At 71.5% G+C, this 17,483-nt stretch carries 17 protein-coding genes; 12 read left to right on the top strand and 5 right to left on the bottom strand.

Features of this window, described 5'->3' with window-relative positions; translation table 11 throughout:
- Window positions 1-47: 47 nt before the first annotated feature.
- Window positions 48-449 carry a hypothetical protein gene (locus tag VLI41_RS11500; protein WP_325268217.1) on the top strand — a complete coding sequence of 134 codons (402 nt, stop codon included), beginning with the start codon at window positions 48-50 and terminating at the stop codon, window positions 447-449.
- A gap of 34 nt (window positions 450-483) precedes the next feature.
- Here VLI41_RS11500 and VLI41_RS11495 read toward each other — a convergent pair whose 3' ends face one another.
- The 4 genes from VLI41_RS11495 to argH all read right to left on the bottom strand — a co-directional run bounded on the left by VLI41_RS11495 (window position 484) and on the right by argH (window position 4,758).
- Window positions 484-1,674 (bottom strand): CoA transferase, encoded by a 1,191-nt coding sequence (locus tag VLI41_RS11495; RefSeq protein WP_325268216.1) that lies wholly within the window; start codon window positions 1,672-1,674, stop codon window positions 484-486.
- A gap of 77 nt (window positions 1,675-1,751) precedes the next feature.
- Complete coding sequence (gene lysA / locus VLI41_RS11490; protein ID WP_325268215.1) at window positions 1,752-3,023, bottom strand: diaminopimelate decarboxylase; 1,272 nt, start codon at window positions 3,021-3,023, stop codon at window positions 1,752-1,754.
- Window positions 3,020-3,337: a hypothetical protein gene (locus VLI41_RS11485; RefSeq protein ID WP_325268214.1), complete on the bottom strand. Its 318-nt coding sequence runs from the start codon at window positions 3,335-3,337 to the stop codon at window positions 3,020-3,022. Before VLI41_RS11485 ends, lysA begins: the two co-directional genes overlap by 4 nt.
- A complete protein-coding gene (gene argH, locus VLI41_RS11480; protein ID WP_325268213.1) occupies window positions 3,334-4,758 on the bottom strand; it encodes an argininosuccinate lyase in 1,425 nt (474 codons plus the stop codon). The genes VLI41_RS11485 and argH overlap by 4 nt, the downstream gene beginning before the upstream one ends.
- Here argH and VLI41_RS11475 point away from each other — a divergent pair, their 5' ends adjacent.
- The gene (locus tag VLI41_RS11475; RefSeq protein WP_325268212.1) at window positions 4,759-5,385 is read left to right on the top strand and encodes a TlpA disulfide reductase family protein; all 627 of its coding nucleotides are present in this window, start codon (window positions 4,759-4,761) and stop codon (window positions 5,383-5,385) included.
- 3 nt (window positions 5,386-5,388) lie between these two features.
- Here VLI41_RS11475 and VLI41_RS11470 read toward each other — a convergent pair whose 3' ends face one another.
- The gene (locus VLI41_RS11470; protein WP_325268211.1) at window positions 5,389-5,775 is read right to left on the bottom strand and encodes a helix-turn-helix domain-containing protein; all 387 of its coding nucleotides are present in this window, start codon (window positions 5,773-5,775) and stop codon (window positions 5,389-5,391) included.
- Window positions 5,776-5,952: 177 nt separating this feature from the next.
- Between VLI41_RS11470 and VLI41_RS11465 the strand changes: the two genes are divergently transcribed.
- The 10 genes from VLI41_RS11465 to VLI41_RS11420 form a co-directional block, all read left to right on the top strand.
- Window positions 5,953-6,771, top strand: a complete 819-nt coding sequence (locus VLI41_RS11465) for a hypothetical protein (protein ID WP_325268210.1) — start codon at window positions 5,953-5,955, stop codon at window positions 6,769-6,771.
- Between the two features lie 98 nt (window positions 6,772-6,869).
- Window positions 6,870-7,121 carry a hypothetical protein gene (locus tag VLI41_RS11460; protein ID WP_325268209.1) on the top strand — a complete coding sequence of 84 codons (252 nt, stop codon included), beginning with the start codon at window positions 6,870-6,872 and terminating at the stop codon, window positions 7,119-7,121.
- An 89-nt stretch (window positions 7,122-7,210) separates the two neighbouring features.
- Window positions 7,211-7,657: a hypothetical protein gene (locus VLI41_RS11455; protein WP_325268208.1), complete on the top strand. Its 447-nt coding sequence runs from the start codon at window positions 7,211-7,213 to the stop codon at window positions 7,655-7,657.
- Window positions 7,658-7,771: 114 nt separating this feature from the next.
- Window positions 7,772-9,826 (top strand): NAD(+) synthase, encoded by a 2,055-nt coding sequence (locus VLI41_RS11450; protein WP_325268207.1) that lies wholly within the window; start codon window positions 7,772-7,774, stop codon window positions 9,824-9,826.
- A gap of 72 nt (window positions 9,827-9,898) precedes the next feature.
- Window positions 9,899-11,173, top strand: a complete 1,275-nt coding sequence (locus VLI41_RS11445) for a cytochrome c (RefSeq protein ID WP_325268206.1) — start codon at window positions 9,899-9,901, stop codon at window positions 11,171-11,173.
- The gene (locus tag VLI41_RS11440; RefSeq protein WP_325268205.1) at window positions 11,170-11,646 is read left to right on the top strand and encodes a (2Fe-2S)-binding protein; all 477 of its coding nucleotides are present in this window, start codon (window positions 11,170-11,172) and stop codon (window positions 11,644-11,646) included. The genes VLI41_RS11445 and VLI41_RS11440 overlap by 4 nt, the downstream gene beginning before the upstream one ends.
- Window positions 11,643-13,877, top strand: a complete 2,235-nt coding sequence (locus VLI41_RS11435) for a xanthine dehydrogenase family protein molybdopterin-binding subunit (RefSeq protein ID WP_325268204.1) — start codon at window positions 11,643-11,645, stop codon at window positions 13,875-13,877. Before VLI41_RS11440 ends, VLI41_RS11435 begins: the two co-directional genes overlap by 4 nt.
- 98 nt (window positions 13,878-13,975) lie before the next feature.
- Complete coding sequence (locus VLI41_RS11430) at window positions 13,976-14,791, top strand: enoyl-CoA hydratase/isomerase family protein (protein WP_325268203.1); 816 nt, start codon at window positions 13,976-13,978, stop codon at window positions 14,789-14,791.
- Between the two features lie 5 nt (window positions 14,792-14,796).
- A complete protein-coding gene (locus VLI41_RS11425) occupies window positions 14,797-16,089 on the top strand; it encodes a 2-hydroxycarboxylate transporter family protein (protein WP_325268202.1) in 1,293 nt (430 codons plus the stop codon).
- Between the two features lie 153 nt (window positions 16,090-16,242).
- On the top strand, window positions 16,243-17,483 hold a 1,241-nt coding region (locus tag VLI41_RS11420; RefSeq protein WP_325268201.1), incomplete at its 3' end, for an MdtA/MuxA family multidrug efflux RND transporter periplasmic adaptor subunit.

Genomic DNA, 17,483 nt, shown 5'->3' with positions numbered 1-17,483 from the left:
CGCAAGTCTTTGGCTTGAGCACGGGCCCTCTGATCGGAGCGAACCTCTTGAAAATCGTGACGGGCGGCCTCGCCCTCGGCCTGATCCTCCTGGCCGGCTGCAGCCGGCAGCCGAACGGCGGCGCGAACGATCCCTACGCCGGCCTCGAGGACGCGATCCACGCCTGGAAGAACGAGGTCGCCGCGACGGATCCGAGCTGCCGCTCGAAGGACCCCGCCCAGAAATGCGAGATGTTCGACATTTCCTGCAAGGCGCAGCGGGTGATCACGCCGCAGGAGCAGGCCCAGGGCGTCTCGGCCAAGCTGGTCGCCGACATGACCTGGTCGGGGTTCGACGACAAGGGCGCCTCCCAGCCGGCCTCGGCGGCGGCCCTGTTCGAGAAGACCCGAGGCGTCTGGAGCCGCAGCGCCTACAAAGCCGTCAATCCGGACAGCTGCGTCGACATGTAGGGGCTGGCGACGGGGATCGCGGCGGCCGGTCCCGCTATCCCGCGGCGAGCGCGTCGACCTCCGCCGGCGAGCAGCCGAGCTCGCGCAGCAGCGCCTCGGTGTGCGCGCCGATCGCCGGGGCCATGCGCGGCGGCGCCTTGGCCTCGCCCACGATCTGGAACGGGCTGTCCACCGTGCGCAGGCCTTCGCCGTCGGCGATCTCCGGAAACAAGCCGTTGGCCTCGATCTGCTCGTCGCCGAGATGGTCGTAGATCTGGCCGACGATGCCGAACGTCACGTCGCCCTCGGTGAGGATCTTCGCCCAGTGCGCGAACGGCCGAGCGGCGAACGTCTCGTCGAAACGGGCGACCAGGATCGCTCCGTTGGCCAGGCGGGCTTCCGGCGTGGCGAACAGCGGGTCGGTGAGCCAGTCCGCATGGCCCGTCGCCCTGGCCAGCAGCGGCCAGTCCCGGGCGGGATTGGTGCTGGAGATGATGAAGTAGCGATCGTCGGCGGCGCGGTACATCTCGTTGAGCGCGCCGCGCGCCCCACGCGCCGGCCGGCCGGTGAGCTCGTAGCCGCAGAGCGCGGCCTGCACCTGGCAGGAGTTGGACCACAGGCCGTTGGCCAGCAGGGAGGTGGTCACCTCCGCGCCCTCGCCGGTGAGCTGGCGCCGATAGAGCGCGGTGACGATGGCGCCGTACATCGCCATGGCGGTCGGATGGTCGCCCATGCCGGGCATCGAGAGGCTGGGCTCCGCCCCGGCGCTGGGCCGCACCATGTCCATCAGGCCTGACCTGGCCCACCACACCGTGCTGTCGAAGCCGGTGCGGTCGCGCTCGGGGCCATGCTCGCCATAAGGCGACAGCGACGCGTAGATCAGCCGCGGGTTCAGCGGCCTCAGGTCCTGCGCGCGCACGCCGAGACGGCCGCGCGCCGGCATCGGGACATTGGTGATGAATACGTCGGCCCGCGTCACCAGCGCGTGCAGCACCGCCCGCGCCTCGGGCCGCCCGAGGTCCAGCGACAGGCTCTCCTTGTTGCGGTTGTCCAGCGTCCAGAAGTAGTCGACGTCGTCGGGCGTGCCGCGCAGCCGGAACAGATTGCGGTAGGCGTCGCCGATCCCCGGCGGTTCGATCTTGATGACCCGAGCGCCGAAGTCGCCGAGCACCGTCGCGGCCGCCGGCCCGGCGATGAAGCTCGCGCAATCAATGACCAGAAGGTCCCCGAACAGACCGCTCGACATCGCCGTCCTCCTGCACCGTCAACCTAATCCGCCCCAGTCCGCGCCAAACCGCAATCCCAGGTCAACCGGTCGGTCGCCTATTGCAGCCAGGGCGCGGGACGCTCGCGGGCGAGCATCGCCTCGTAGGTCTCGCGCGGCCGCACTACGGCGTAATCGGCGCCCTTCACCAGCACCTCTGCGACGAGGGGGCGGGAGTTGTACTCGCTCGACATCGCCGCCCCATAGGCGCCGGCCGTCATGAAGGCGATCAGGTCGCCGCCTTCGAGCGGCGGCAGCATCCGGTCGCGGGTGAAGGTGTCGCCGGTCTCGCAGACCGGGCCCACCACGTCGTAGGCGACCGGCTCGCCGGGGCGCGGCCTGACCGGGCGGATGTCGTGGTAGGCCTCGTACATGGCGGGCCTGAGCAGGTCGTTCATGGCCGCGTCCAGCACCAGGAACCTGCGCCCTTCGGGCCGCGCGTTCACGTGCATCACGCGCGCGACCAGCACCCCGGCGTTGGCCGCGATCACCCGGCCGGGCTCGAAGGCGAAGCCGATGTCGAGGCCGTCCATGACGCGGCCGATCATGGCGGCGTAGTCGACAGGCCCCGGCGGCGCGGGCTGGTTGAAATAGGGGACGCCAAGGCCGCCGCCGAGGTCGAGCCGCTCGACCGTAAGACCCTGGTCGCGCAGTCGCTCGACCAGGCCGCGCATCTTGCTGAAGGCGGCCTCCATGGGCGCGAGGTCGGTGATCTGGCTGCCGATATGGCAGGCGAGTCCCACGGGCGTTAGGCCCGCGGCGTTGGACGCGTTCGCGTAGAGCCGCTCGGCCTCGGCGAGGGAGACGCCGAACTTGTTCTCGGCCTTTCCCGTGGCGATCTTCGCATGACCGCCGGCGGCCACGTCGGGGTTGACCCGGATGGCGATGCGCGCACGCGTCCCGAGCCCCTGGGCGACCTGGTCCACGAGCCTGAGCTCAGGCTCCGACTCCACATTGATCTCGGCGACCTTGGCGTTCAGCGCGAAGGCGAGTTCGCCGGCGGTCTTGCCGACGCCGGAGAAGACGATGCGCTCAGGCGGGACCGCGGCGGCCAGCGCGCGTCGGATCTCGCCTTCCGAGACCACGTCGGCCCCGGCGCCCAGCCTCGCCAGCGTCCGCAGCACGGCGACGTTCGAGTTGGCCTTCACGGCGAAGGCGATCAGCGGCTCGCCGAGCCCTGCGCCCCGCAGCGCGTCGCGCAGCACGGTGTAGTGCCGCTCCAGCGTGGCCGAGGAATAGACGTAGACCGGCGTCCCCACCGCCTCGGCGATCGTCTTGAGCGGCACGTCCTCGCAGGTGAGCTCGCCGTCCTTGAGCTCGAAGTGATTCATCGCGGCGGGTTGGCGTAGGGATTGGGCAAGGCGCCCGGCGGCCCCGAGGCGTCCGGCGAGTTCTGCCCGGGCAGCGGCACGGTGCGCGGCGGGGCGGGGGTGGCGTTCTCGTCGCGCGGATCGACGGTCTGCACCGGCCGGTTCGGATCCTGGGTCTGGTTGCGCTGCATCGGGCCGTGCTGGGGCGCGGCCGCGCCGCCGAACAGCGGGCCCGGCCGCTGGAGTTCGCCCATCTTGCCGCAGGCGGAGAGCGCGCAGGCCAGCAGGGCGGTCGCGACGAGCGCGCCGATCGGCGCGGGGCGGCTGCGGCTCATCGGAGGATCTCCTTCCAACGCTTGATCTGCGCCCGCACCTGGTCGGGCGCGGTCCCGCCATAACTCCTGCGGCTCGCCACGGATGCTTCCGGTGTGAGCACACCGTACACCGCTTCTGTGAGGCCGGGATGCAGCGCCTGCAACTCCGAAAGCGGCAGTGTGGCGAGATCGAAGCCCAGGAGCTCGGCCCGCTTCACCGCGGCCCCGGTAAGGTGGTGCGCCTCGCGGAACGGCAGCCCCAGCTCGCGCACCAGCCAGTCGGCGAGGTCGGTGGCCGTGGAGAACCCGGCGCCAGCGGCCGCGGCCATGCGTTCGGCGTTCGGCTCCATGTCCGCGACCATGCCGGCCATCGCCTTGAGCGACAGCTCGAGCGCGTCGAACGCCTCGAAGGTCGCCGCCTTGTCTTCCTGCATGTCCTTCGAATAGGTGAGAGGCAGCCCCTTCATGACCACCGCCAGTTGGGTGAAGGCCGCCAGCAGCCGGCCGGCCTTGGCCCGCACCAGCTCCGCCGCATCGGGGTTCTTCTTCTGCGGCATGATCGAGGAGCCCGTGGTGAAGGCGTCGGAGAGCCGCACGAAGCCGAACTGCGGCGTCATCCAGATCACCAACTCCTCGGCCAGCCGCGAAAGGTGGATCGCGCTGATGGTCCCGGCGGCCAGCGCCTCCAGCGCGAAATCCCGGTCGGCGACGCTGTCGAGCGAGTTGGCGGTCGGACGCTCGAAGCCCAGCGCGCGGGCGGTGTCGTCGCGATCGATCGGAAACGACGAGCCGGCCAGGGCCGCCGCGCCCAGCGGGCTCTCGTTCATCCGCACCCGCGCATCGGCGAAGCGCGCAGCGTCGCGGCCGAACATCTCCAGATAGGCCATCAGGTGATGGCCGAAGGTCACCGGCTGGGCCGGCTGCAGGTGGGTGAAGCCGGGCATCAGGGTCGCCGCGTGCGCCTCGGCCTTGGCGAGCAGCGCGCGCTGCAGCGCTCTCAGCTGGTCGATCGTGCGGCCGCAGGCCTCGCGCACCCACATCCGGAAATCGAGCGCCACCTGGTCGTTGCGGGAGCGCGCGGTGTGCAGCCGGCCGGCCGCCGGGCCGATCAGCTCGGAGAGGCGCGCCTCCACGTTCATGTGGATGTCCTCGAACTCTTCCCGATAGGGGAAGCTCCCGTCTGCGATCTCGGCCTCGATCCGCGACAGGCCATCCTGGATCGCCGCCTCGTCGTCGCTTGAAATCACGCCCGCCTTGCGCAACATCGCCGCGTGCGCGCGGGAGCCCGCCAGGTCCTGCACCGCGAGACGGCGGTCGAAGCCGATGGAGACGTTGATCGCCTGCATCAGTTCGGCCGGCTTTTCGGAGAAGCGCCCGCCCCACATGGTCTGGCCCTTGCCGGCTTTGGCGGTCCTGGGGGCGTCGGAGGAGTCGTCGGTCATATGAGCGATCATCCCGCAGCGAAGCCCAGGGGCGGCTTTCTCACCTGGGCCCTCTGGGGCGCCGCATTGATCGGCGTCGCGGCGGTTCTGTACATCATGGCGCAGGCTTCGACCAAGCCGGCCCCTGAGGCGCCCGTCGCCTCCGCGCCCGCCGCGCCGACCCACGACGTGGCCCGGAAGCTGGAGCATCCGGCCGACGGCCAGGCCGCACCCGCCTACGCCTTCTATGACGCCAAGGGCCGCAAGCTCACCGCCGCGGCCTTCAAGGGCAAAGTCGTCGTGATGAACCTCTGGGCCACCTGGTGCGCCCCCTGCAAGATCGAGATGCCGACGCTGGCCAGACTCGCCAGGGCCTACCAGGGCAAGCCGGTGGCGGTGGTCGCGGTCTCCATCGACAAGCCGGAGGCCCTGAAGGAGGCGAGGGCCTTCATCGCCCAGCAGGCCCCGCTCGCCTTCTACAACGATCCCGACGCCAAGCTGCCCTGGGCCCTGAAGCCCGCGGCGGCCGGCATGCCGACCACCCTCATCCTGGGCAAGGATGGCCTGGAGCGCGGCCGTATCTCCGGCGAGGCCGACTGGTCCGGACCCGGCGCCAAGGCGGTGATCGACAAAGCCCTGGCGAGCTGAGCCTCAGGCGAGCTGACGCAGTCGTCTCGCGGCGTCAGGATGGCCGGTCAGGGTGCGCAGCAGCGCAACCAGGGCCGCGCGCGCTTCCGGCGAAAGCTCCTCGAACGCGGCGAGAAGCTCGACGGCGCCCGGCGTGCGCATGCGGCTCAGGAGGTCGAGGTCGGCGGCGATCTCCCGGTCCGGCCCGTCCAGCACGTCCATCAGATCGACCACCCGGCACTGCAGGGCCCGGGCGATCTGCACCAGCCGCGAGAAGGAGATCCGGTTCGCCCCGTTCTCGTATTTCTGGATCTGCTGGAAGGAGATGCCGCACTGATCGGCCAGGGCTTCCTGGGAAATTCCCAGGGTCCGCCGGCGGATCCGGACCGCTGCGCCGAGGGCGATATCCATCGGGTCAGGCGCCTTTGTGGATCGCTCAGGCACGGTCTCGCTCCCAAAGCCGAGCGTTCTTGTGACGATCAGACGACCGCCCGCGCTCTGGCAAGGCCAGATTAAGGCCATTGTTTCGGGTTTGAAAAGAGCAACCGTGGCCGAGCGCGCAACCTCGGGCTCCGCTGCCGAGTTGGCTTGACGATGCCGGACGACCTCAATCCCTGGACGGTGACGCCCGCCGCGCCCATCGCGCCGCCTCCGCAGGATGGGGAGGCGAGTGGCTTGCGCCCGGGCGCAGTGCTGGCGGCGCTGCTCGCGCTCGGAGCCTCGATCGGCTTTGGCGTGTGGCTGGGATCGTCGGACCGGAGCCTCGCTCCGCCGCCTGCGGCGACCCCGCCGCCCGATCAGTCCCGAGGGCCGCCGCAGCCGGCCCCATCGCCAGTCCGCTTCGCAACGGCCGAGCCCGTACCGCAGCAGGTGCGCGAGGCTTACGACCGGGTCCGTGCGGTGTTCGTCGATGGCGGCCCGAACGCCCTGATGAAGGCCTCTGTCGAATGCGCCAAGCGGCTGCAACAGGATCCGACGCGGCTCGACGAATGCGTCGCGTTCGACATCTACGCGGCCGACATCGTGCCCCCCGACGGTTCCGACGACAGCGCCGCAGCCTGGTTCCACGACGCCCCGGATCGAGACCTGGCGCTCGCCCGAGCCGCGCTGCCGGCTGGGACGGACGCCGCCGACCGCCTCGGGCAGGTGCGGGCCCTCACCACGATCGTGCCGCCCAAACCCAAGCTCCACAGGGCGAAGGCCGGGGCCGGCAAGCACGCGGCGGCCCACCGCGCGGCGCACAAGCCGAAGCTTTCGATACGCAGGGCTCACGTCCACCGGGTCCATGGGCCCCGGCGCGCCGGGACGGCGTGGGAGCCGCCTCCGTCGGAGCTGCACGATCCACCCGACGCGCCGCTCGACGACCTGCCCCCGCAGGCGCCGCTCGACCTCATCCCGCCGCACTGAAGACGCGCCGGTTAAGCTCTTGGTGACCGAAGCACCCGCGAATTCGGCCTCCCGACCCGAGCGATTCCAACCCGGACCCAAACGGCCCCCCAAGGACCATGCGCGGCAGAGCCTTCCAGCCCCGGTTCGACCACGGCGCCGCCCTGCGCGTGCCGCCGCCTGGCGACGCCGAGAACTGGCGCGTGCTGTGGATGTGGCTGGGCGCGGAGGCCCATGCGGTGGCCGAAGCGCACGCGGTGCAGGTCCACACTCCCGAAGGGCCGGTGGTGGCTCACTGCGGCGACTGGATCGTGCTCTCGGTCACCGGCGAGTTCCATGTCGCCCACGCGGTGCGCGCCTGCGACGCCTAACGAATGAGTGAACGCTGTTCACCAGCCTTGTCACAATGAGTCCGCGGGTCCAGCCTCGATCCTGCGAAGTGGGATTCGGGAGGGAACCCATGCGTTATCTGATGATGGCCGCAGGCATCACGGCCGCGATGCTTGTCTCCGCCTGCCAGCAGTCGTCGAGCGAAGCGCAGGAGACGGCGCCGAAGCCCAGGGACCTCGGGCGCTCCCAGGTCTTCTACCAGGGGCAGGGCCTGATCGAGAAAATCGACTCCGCCACGATCGTGCCCGCGAAGACGGCTGGGGTGCTCGCGCTGAAGGTCTCTGGCACGGCGGCCGGTCCCGGCTACACGGACCCCGAGTTCGTGCCGAGGATCTACCCCGCCGCGCCGCCGGACGGCGTCTATGAGATCGACGTCGTCGCGACCAAGCCCGCCAATGCGGCCGCCAAGCCCACGGCGATCGAGGTGAAGACCGACTGGCAGCCGAAGCGGCCGATGAAGGCGGTGCGATTTATGTCGGCGACGAACCACGTCGAAGTCCCGATGCCGGCGAACTAGCTGCGCGTCCGCCCTGTCTCGGGTCGGTCGCCGCGCCGAAAGTGGCGCGGTTGATCGCGCGTCAATAGATAAGGGCTAGAGAGCGCCGCCATGCGGGCTCTGTCGAGGGCACGGATGGCTGACGCGGGCGCCTTCTATTCGATCCACCGGCACGGCTTCGTGCGCGCGGCCGTGTGCGCGCCGCGGGTGTCGACGGCGGATCCCGCGGCCAACGTCGCCGAGACCCTGGCGCTGGCGCGCGAGGGCCACGCCGAAGGCTGCGACCTGATGCTGTTCCCGGAGCTGGGCGTCTCCTCCTACGCCGAGGACGACCTGCACATGCAGGACGCGCTGCTGGAGCGCGTGGAGGCCGGCCTGGCGGAGATCGCGCGGGCCACCCGGCGGCTGAGCCCCGTGCTCGTCGTGGGCGCGCCGGTGCGGCGGAACGGCCGGCTCTACAACTGCGCGGTGGCGATCGCGAAGGGCCGCATCCTGGGCGTGGTCCCGAAGAGCTTCCTGCCCAACTACCGAGAGTATTACGAGAAGCGCTGGTTCGCCCCCGGCGTCGGCCTCGCGGGCCTGGAGATGGAGCTCGCCGGCCAGACGGCCCCGTTCGGCGTCGACCTGCTGTTCGCGGCCTCGGACCTGAGCGATTTCGTCTTCCACCTGGAGATCTGCGAAGACTTCTGGGCCGCGACCCCGCCTTCCAGCCTGGGCGCGCTGGCCGGGGGCCTGATCCTGTGCAACCTCTCGGCTTCGAACATCGTGATCGGCAAGGCCGACGAGCGCGCCATGCTCTGCGCCTCCCAGTCGGTCCGCTGCCAGGCGGCCTACCTCTACGCCGCCGCGGGCCCGGGTGAGAGCACGACCGACCTCGCCTGGGACGGCCAGGGCTCGATTCACGAGCTCGGCGTGCTGCTGGCCGAAACCGAGCGCTTCCCCGCCAAGCCGCAGATCGCCATCGCCGACATCGACGTGGAACGCCTCAGGCTGGAGCGGCTGCGCACGCCCACGTTCAACGACGCCGCGACCGCCGCGGGCCATCCCGAGATGCGCTTCCGGCGCGTGGCCTTCGAGCACCAGCCGCATACCAGCGACGTCGGCCTGATCCGCCCGGTCGACCGCTTCCCGTTCGTGCCCGACGATCCGGCCCGCCTCGACCAGGACTGCTACGAGGCCTTCAACATCCAGGTGCAGGGCCTGGTCCGCCGCCTGAAAGCCACCAAGAGCCGCTCGATCGTGATCGGGGTCTCCGGCGGGCTCGATTCCACCCACGCCCTGGTGGTGGCGGCCAAGGCCTGCGATGCGCTCGCCATGCCGCGCTCGGCGATCCTCGCCTTCACGCTGCCGGGCTTCGCGACCTCCGAGAAGACCAAGGCCAACGCCTGGGCGCTGATGAAGGCGGTGGGCGCCACGGCCGAGGAAATCGACATCCGCCCGGCCGCCGAGCAGCTCCTGAAGGACATCGGCCACCCCTTCGCCAAGGGAAAGCCGGTCTATGACGTGACCTTCGAGAACGTCCAGGCGGGCCTGCGCACCGACTACCTGTTCCGCCTGGCCAACCAGCGGAAGGGGATCGTGCTGGGCACCGGCGACCTCTCGGAGCTGGCGCTCGGCTGGTGCACCTATGGCGTCGGCGACCAGATGAGCCACTACAACGTCAACGCCTCGGTGGCGAAGACCTCGATCCAGCACCTGATCCGCTGGGCGGCGAAGACCGATCAGTTCGACGAGGCGACCTCGAAGGTCTTGCTCTCCGTGCTCGACACCGAGATCTCGCCGGAGCTGGTGCCGGCCGACGCCTCGGGCGCGATCCAGTCGACCCAGGCGATCGTCGGGCCCTACGAGCTGCAGGATTTCAACCTGTTCTACATCACGCGCTTCGGGCTTCGACCCTCGAAAGTGGCGTACCTCGCCTGGCATGCCTGGCGCGACAGGACGCTGGGCGCCTGGCCGCCCGACTTCCCCGACACTGCGCGACACCAGTACGACCTGGCGACCATCAAGGCCTGGCTCAAGGTGTTCCTGGTGCGCTTCTTCGAGCTCTCCCAGTTCAAGCGCTCGGCGCTGCCCAACGGGCCGAAGGTGATCTCCGGCGGCAACCTCTCGCCGCGCGGCGACTGGCGCGCGCCCTCCGACGCCACGGCGCGGACCTGGGTGGACGAACTCGAGGCCAACGTTCCCGACTGAGCGGAACTGTACAGCGTCACCCGGGTTGCCTTGCATCGAGGCCGAGCTCGGCCTGGGGCGCGGGAGCGGCGCATGAGCCCAGCCTGGAACACGCCTGTGCTGCCGGCGGCCGCCGCCGCCCTGGCGCTGGCGCTGGCCGCCTGCGCGGGCGGGGCGCGCCTGCCGCCGCCTCCGCCGCAGACCTTCTCCGCCGCGGAGATCGAGAAGGGGGCCGAGCTCGCCAAGCTGGCCGATTGCCAGGGCTGCCACACCGCCGACGGCGGCCAGGCCTTCGCGGGCGGCCGCCCGCTGAACAGCCCGTTCGGGACGATCTACACCCGCAACATCACCCCCGACCCGAGGACCGGGCTGGGCCGCTACAGCCGCGAGGCCTTCATCCGCGCGCTCCGCCGCGGCGTCCGCTTCGATGGCGCCGAGCTCTATCCGGCCATGCCCTACGACCACTTCGCCTACGCCGACGACGAAGACCTGGGCGCGCTCTACGCCTATCTGATGACCCGGCGGCCGAAGGACCAGCCGCCCACGCCGAACAAGCTGATCCCGCCCGCCAACATCCGCGGCGCCGTCGCGATCTGGAAGGCGCTGTTCTTCCATCCGGGCCGCTTCCAGCCGACGCCGGGGCGCAGCGCGGCGTTCAATCGCGGCGCCTACCTCGTCCAGAGCCTCGGCCACTGCGGGGCCTGCCACACGCCGCACAATTTCCTCGACGCGGAAGAGACCAGCAAGCCGCTGCAGGGCGGGGTGCAGGAGGGCTGGTACGCGCCGCCCCTCAACGCGCTCTCGCCGGCCTCCGTCCCGTGGACGCCGGAGCACGTGTACAGCTTCCTGCGCACCGGCTTCGACCGCGACCACAGCGCCGCGGCGGGCCCGATGGGCAGCGTGGTGCGCGAGCTCGCCCGCGCGCCGGAGGCCGACGTCCGCGCCCTTTCGGTCTATCTGGCGACTCTCATGCAGCCGTCGCCGGCGGCCAAGGGCGCGGCGCGCCCGGCCGACCACGTGGCGCAAGCCGCCGCGGCGCAGCCCGCCGGCGCGAGGCTCTACGCGGGCGCCTGCGCCGCCTGCCATGACGCCGGCGCGGCCATGATGCGCGAGGGCCGCCCGCCGCTGCAGTTCGCCACGCCGCCGCAGGAGGACAGGCCGACCGACGTGGTCCAGGTCATCTTGCATGGCCTGCAGCCGGCGACCGGTCCGCGCGGGCCCTACATGCCGGCCTTCGCGGGGACGCTCTCCGATGCGCAGGTGGCCGACGTCGCCGCCTATGTCCGCGCGCGCTATAGCGACAGGCCGCCCTGGAAGGACCTGGCTTCGGCCGTCGCCAAGGCGCGCCGCCAAGGGGGCGAAGGATGAGCCTCGTGCTCACCGTCAACGGGCGGCAGCACACGGTGGACGCCTCCCCCGAGACGCCGCTGCTCTACGTGCTGAGGAACGACCTGCAGCTCAACGGCGCGAAGTTCGGCTGCGGGCTTGGCCAGTGCGGCGCGTGCACCGTGCAGGTGGACGGCAAGGCCGCCTATTCCTGCCTGCTGCCGGTCGCGGCCGCGCAAGGACGCGCCATCCGCACGGTGGAGGGGCTCGGCGCGCCCGAGGCGCCCAGCCCGCTCCAGAAGGCCTTCATGGACGAGCAGGCCGCCCAGTGCGGCTACTGCATCGGCGGCATGATCATGCGCGCCCAGGCGCTGCTGGACGCCAACCCGAGGCCCAGCGAGGCCCATATCCGCGCCCACATGCAGCCGAACCTCTGCCGCTGCGGCACGCACATGCGCATCCTGCGCGCCATCCGCCGCGCCGCCGGCCTGCCCGTCGAGGCGGCGTCGGCATGAGCGTGGAGGCGCCCTCTCGCCGCCAGGCCTTGGCGGGCGGCGGACTGGTGGTGGCCTTCTGCCTGGCCGGCCCCGCGTTCGCCCAAGGCGGCGGGGAGGGCGGCGGGCAAAAGCCGGTCGCGCCCGGCCTGCCCGGCAGCCTCAAGACCACGCCGTGGCTCGACGCCTGGATCCGTGTCGACGCCGACGGCCGGATCACCGTCTTCACGGGAAAGGCCGAGCTGGGCCAGGGGATCAAGACCGCGCTGATCCAGATCGCGGCCGAGGAGCTGGACGTCCCGCCCCAGGGCTTGCGGCTGGTCACCGCCGACACCGGCCGCACCCCCAACGAGGGGGTCACCGCCGGCAGCCACTCGATGCAGGATTCCGGCACGGCGATCCTCAACGCCGCCGCCAACGTGCGGATGCTGCTCGCCCAGGCGGCCGCCGCGAGATTGGGCTCCGGGCCCGATGCGTTCGACACGACCGGCGACGGCGCCTTCCGATCCCACGATGGCCGCACCGTCCGCTACGGCGAGCTCGCGGCGGGCCTCTCGCTGCACGTCGCCGCCCAGCCGAACGCGCCGCTGCGCTCGCGCGCCGCCCCGCGGCGCACCATGGGCCGCGACTTTCCGCGGGTGGACATCCCGGCGAAGCTCACGGGCGGGGAGGCCTACGTGCAGGACCTGCGGCTGCCGGGCATGCTGCACGCCCGGGTGGTGCGGGGGCCGAGCTTCGGGACCGAGCTGACCGCCCCCGACTTCGCCGCGGTGCAGGCGACGCCCGGCGTCGTCGCCGTCGCGCGGAACGGCCGCTTCGCCGCGGTGATCGCAGAGCGCGAGTGGACGGCGGTGCAGGCGCTGCAGCGCCTGCAGCAGGCGCCCTGGCGGCGCACGGCCCCGCCGCTGCCGGAGGGACGCCCGCAGGCGGGCCTTGGCGGCGCCTCTCAGGACCAGGTGATCTTCGACAAGCCCGGCGGCGCAGGCGGCGTTCGGACCGTGAAGGCCCGCTACAGCCGGCCCTGGCTGATGCACGCCGCGGTCGGCCCGTCCTGCGCGGTGGCCCTCTTCCAGGCCGGCCAGATGACCGTCTGGACCCACACCCAGGGCGTCTATCCCCTGCGCGGCGCGCTGGCCCAGCTGCTGCGCATGGCGCCGGAGAAGGTGCGCTGCATCCACGTCGAGGGCTCCGGCTGCTATGGCCACAACGGCGCCGACGACGTCGCCGCCGATGCGGCTCTCGCGGCGCTCGCGGTTCCCGGCCGGCCGGTCCGGATGCAGTGGATGCGCGAGCAGGAGATGGGCTGGGAGCCCTTGGGCTGCGCGCAGGTCGGCGAGGCGCAGGCCAGCCTCGACGCGTCCGGCCGCATCGCCGAGTTCCGTTACGAGGTCTGGAGCCACAGCCACAACGGTCGGCCGACCACCGCGGGCGGCCTCGTGGCCGGCGCCGAGGTCGAGCCCGCGTTTCCGCCGCAGACGCCGCGCCCGATCCCGATGCCGGAGGGCGGCGGCGACCGAAACGCCATTCCGATCTACGCCGTCCCGGCCGGCCGGGTGGTCTCGCACTTCGTGCGCGACGCGCCGCTGCGCGCCTCGGCGCTGCGCTCGCTGGGCGCCCACCTCAACAGCTTCGCGATCGAGTGCTTCATGGACGAGCTCGCCAGGGTGGCGAAGGCCGACCCGGTGGCCTTCCGCCTGGCGCACCTGGAGGACCCGCGCGCCCGCGACGTGGTCAGCCGCTGCGCCGAGGCGTTCGGCTGGGCGGGCCGCCGGCCCTCCGACGGGCGGCGCGGTTCGGGCTTCGCCTTCGCCCGCTACAAGAACCTCGCGAGCTACTGCGCCGTGGCGCTGGAGGTCGAGGTCGAGCACGAGACCGGCGCCGTGCAGGTGGGCCGGGTGGTCGCCGCGGTCGACGCCGGCGACGTGGTCAATCCAAACGGGCTGCAGAACCAGATCGAGGGCGGGATCGTCCAGGCGCTCTCCTGGTCGACGGTGGAGGAGGTGGGCTTCGATCAGGCGCACCGCACCAGCTTCGACTGGAGCGCCTATCCCATCGCCCGTTTCAAGGATGTCCCCCGATCCGTGACGGTGCAGGTCGTCGATCGCCCGGGCGCGCCGTTCCTCGGCGCGGGCGAAGCGAGCCAGGGCCCCGCCTCCGCCGCGCTCGCCAACGCCGTCGCCGACGCCTGCGGCGCGCGCATCCGCGACCTGCCGATCAGCCCGGACAAGGTGAAGGCCGCCATCGGCGTTTGAGTGTCGCCCCGGTTTCGGTCAACCTTCGCCATCTGACGACAATGGGTCCTCGGCAAACGGCCGGCGCGGCCATCAGGGATGACAGTTGGGGGGTGTCTGTGGCCGAAGATCGGCTGTTCGAGGAAGCCTGGAAGACGGTGCGCGTCGGGCGCGACGGGCCGGTCGCCGAGGTGGCGCTGCACCGGCCAGACGCGCGCAATGCGCTGGACACCGTCCTGATGGACGAGCTCACCGAGGTCGCCCGGCTGCTGCGCCTGCGGACCGACGTCCTGGCGGTGATCCTGACCGGCGCGGAGAGCTACTTCTCGGCCGGGGCGGACCTCGGAAGCTCCGGGCGGCGGACGGCGCAGCCCTCGCTGATGGAGGCCCGCCGCGCGGTGATGCGCGGACCGGACCTCTGCCAGGCCTGGGAGGCGATCGAGGCGGTCACCGTCGCCGCCGTCGAGGGCTACTGCCTCGGCGGGGCCTGCGCCCTGGTCCTGGCATGTGATTTCCGGATCATGAGCCGCTCAGCCTATGTGCGCCTGCCGGAGGTCCCGCTGGGCATGAACATGAGCTGGCGCACCCTGCCCAGGCTGGTCTCCCTGATCGGGCCGGCGCGGGCCAAGCGGTTCGTGATGTTCGGCGAGCCGGCCGATGCGGCCCTGTGCGACGTGTGGGGGATGTGCGACGAGGTCGTCGATGACGGGCAGGCGCTTGCCGCCGCTCGCGGCTGGGCGGCGAAGGTCGCGAAGCTGCCGCCACTGCCGGTCCGCATGACCAAGGAGGCGATCACGGCCATCGCGGCGGCGAACCATCACGCCTCGATCTACATGGACCGCGACCAGTTCCTGCTCGCCACGCGCAGCCACGACTATCGGGAGGGCGTCGCCGCCTTCTTCGAGAAGCGGGATCCCGAGTTCAGGGGCGACTGAGCCCGGTGGCGCTCTGGTGGAAGCTGATGGACCTGCGGCTCGGGATCGTGCCGGTCCCGGTCGCGGTGATCATCGCGGGCCTGGTCGCCGCCTTCGTGAGCCTCGGCCAGGTCCCGGCCGACCTGCCCATGGGCATCGCGGTCCTGGCGCTCGGCGGCTTCGCCTGCGCGGAGATCGGCGAGCGGATCCCCGGCCTGCGCACGCTCGGCTTGCCCGCCATCCTCGCGACCTTCCTGCCGTCGTGGCTGGTCTATGCCGGATGGCTCCCGAAGCCGCTCACCGAAGCCGTCGGCAGGTTCACCGATCAATCCAACATCCTCTACCTGTTCATCGCCTCGATCATCGTGGGTTCGATCCTGGGCCTCGACCGGCGCGTGCTGATCCAGGGCTTCCTGAAGATCATCGTGCCGATTGCGGCGGGCTCCCTGGCCGCGCTGGCCGTCGGCTGCGCCGTAGGCGTGGCGCTCGGCCTCGGCTTCAGCCACACCCTGTTCAAGATCGTGGTCCCGATCATGGCCGGAGGCGTGGGCGAGGGGGCGATCCCGCTGTCGGTGGGCTATGCCCAGCTCAGCCACATGCCGCAGGGCGGCTACTTCGCCGAGGTCCTGCCCTCGGTGATGTTCGGCAGCCTGACGGCCATCGTGCTGGCGGGCGGGCTCAACTTCCTGGGCAAGCGCGCGCCGCAGCTCACCGGCGAAGGTCGTCTGCAGCCCGGCGAGGTGGATGCGCCGCTCAGCGGTGCGGCTCCGGCGGGAGGCAAGCTCTCGGACGTGCGCACAATCGGGGCCGCCCTGGTCATGGTGGTGACGCTCTATCTCCTGGGCGCGCTCACCCAGAAGCTCTGGGACTGGCCTGGACCGGTGGTGATGCTGGGGCTCGCGGTGGCCATCAAGCTCGGCCGCATCGCCTCGCCCGCGCTCGAGGCCGGCGCCTACGCCAACTACCGCTTCTTCCGGGCGAACGTGACCTATCCGCTGCTGTTCGCCATCGGCGCGGCCAAGACTCCCTGGGAGAAGCTGATCGCCGCCTTCACCGTGCCGACGCTGGCCACCATCGTGGCCACCGTCGCCACCCTGGTCGGGACGGGTTTCGCGGTCGCCCGGCTGGTCGGGCTCTATCCGATCGAGGCGGCGATCGTGAACGCCTGTCACTCGGGTCAGGGCGGCACCGGGGACGTGGCGATCCTCACCGCCGCCAACCGGATGCAGCTGATGCCCTTCGCGCAGATCGCCACGCGCATCGCCGGCGCGATCACCGTCACCCTCGCACTGATCGCCTTCGCCCGATTTGGCCCATGAGCGGTAATTTCCGCTTGAAACAAAGTGTCGTGCGCTGAAAGCCATTGGCCTCAGTTCAGCCGAGCTCATCTGCGACCGGCGAGGAACGCTCTGCGGTCCGCTACGGTTTAGCTTCGGGCCGACGGGACGACGGCGAGCTCGGGTGGAGGCCATATGGACGTGACGGCAGGTGAACCGCGCCGCCGACGCTACAGACTGATCTCCTCCGCACGTCCCTGGATCGCCCTGCTCGTCCTGCTTCTGGTGGCCGGCGCGATCTGGGGTGGCTGGGCGCTGGTCCACAACGCCGGCGGCGGCTCCGGCCCGGGCGGCTTCGGCCGCCGCGGCGGGCGTCCGCCGACGACCGTGGGGATCGCCCAGGCCGGGGTGGCCGACGTGCCGGTGACGCTGGATGCGCTCGGCACGGTGACGCCCACCGCGACCGTCACCGTCCGCCCGCAGGTCTCCGGGACCATCACCCGGATCCTGTTCCGCGAGGGGCAGACGGTCCGCCGAGGCCAGGAGCTGGTGGAGATCGATCCCCGTCCGCTTCGCATGGCGCTGACGCAGGCCGAAGGCCAGCTCACCCGCGACGAGGCCCAGCTCGCCAACGCGCGCCTGACGCTCGGGCGATACCGCACCCTGCTCGCCCAGGACTCCATCGCCCGCCAGGACGTGGACACCCAGGCCGCCACGGTGAAGCAGTTGGAAGGGGTCGTCACCACCGATCGCGCGGCGGTCGGCACGGCGCGGCTCAATCTCGGCTACGCCCGCGTGGTGGCGCCGGTGAGCGGCCGCGTCGGGTTGCGCGCGGTCGACGTCGGCAACTTCATCTCCGCCGGCGACGCCAACGGCCTGGTGGTGCTGACCAAGGTCGTCCCCATCGACGTCGAGTTCACGGTTCCGCAGGATCAGGCGCCTTCGATCATGCAGCGCGCCGCCCACGCGAGCCTGCCTGTCGTCGCCCTCGACCGCACGCGAACGACCGAGCTCGCCCACGGGGTGTTCTCCACCCTCGACAACCAGGTGGACCCGACCACCGGCACGGTTCGCGCCAAGGCGCGCTTCCCCAACACCGACGGGGCGCTGTTCCCCAATCAGTTCGTCAATGTCCGCGTGCAGCTCGATACGCTGCACAACGCCGTCGTCGTGCCGGTGACGGCGGTGCGGACGGGACCCAACGGCGACTTCGTGTGGATCGTCCAGCCGGACCAGACCGTGACCATGCGGGCGGTCAAGCGCGGCCAGACCACCGCGACGCAGGTGGTGATCCTTTCGGGCCTCAGCCCCTGCGAGCGGGTGGTGACCGAAGGCGGCGACCGCCTGACCGAAGGCGGCCGCATCCTGCTGCCCGGCCAGGCGCCGCGGGGCGGCTACGGCCGTGGCGGACGCGGGGGGCGCGGCGGCTCCCGGCG

Source organism: Phenylobacterium sp. (genome assembly GCF_035475775.1).
Lineage (GTDB): Bacteria > Pseudomonadota > Alphaproteobacteria > Caulobacterales > Caulobacteraceae > Phenylobacterium.
The sequence above is the reverse complement of the archived record's forward strand: the minus strand, read 5'-3'. Positions and strand labels throughout refer to the sequence as shown.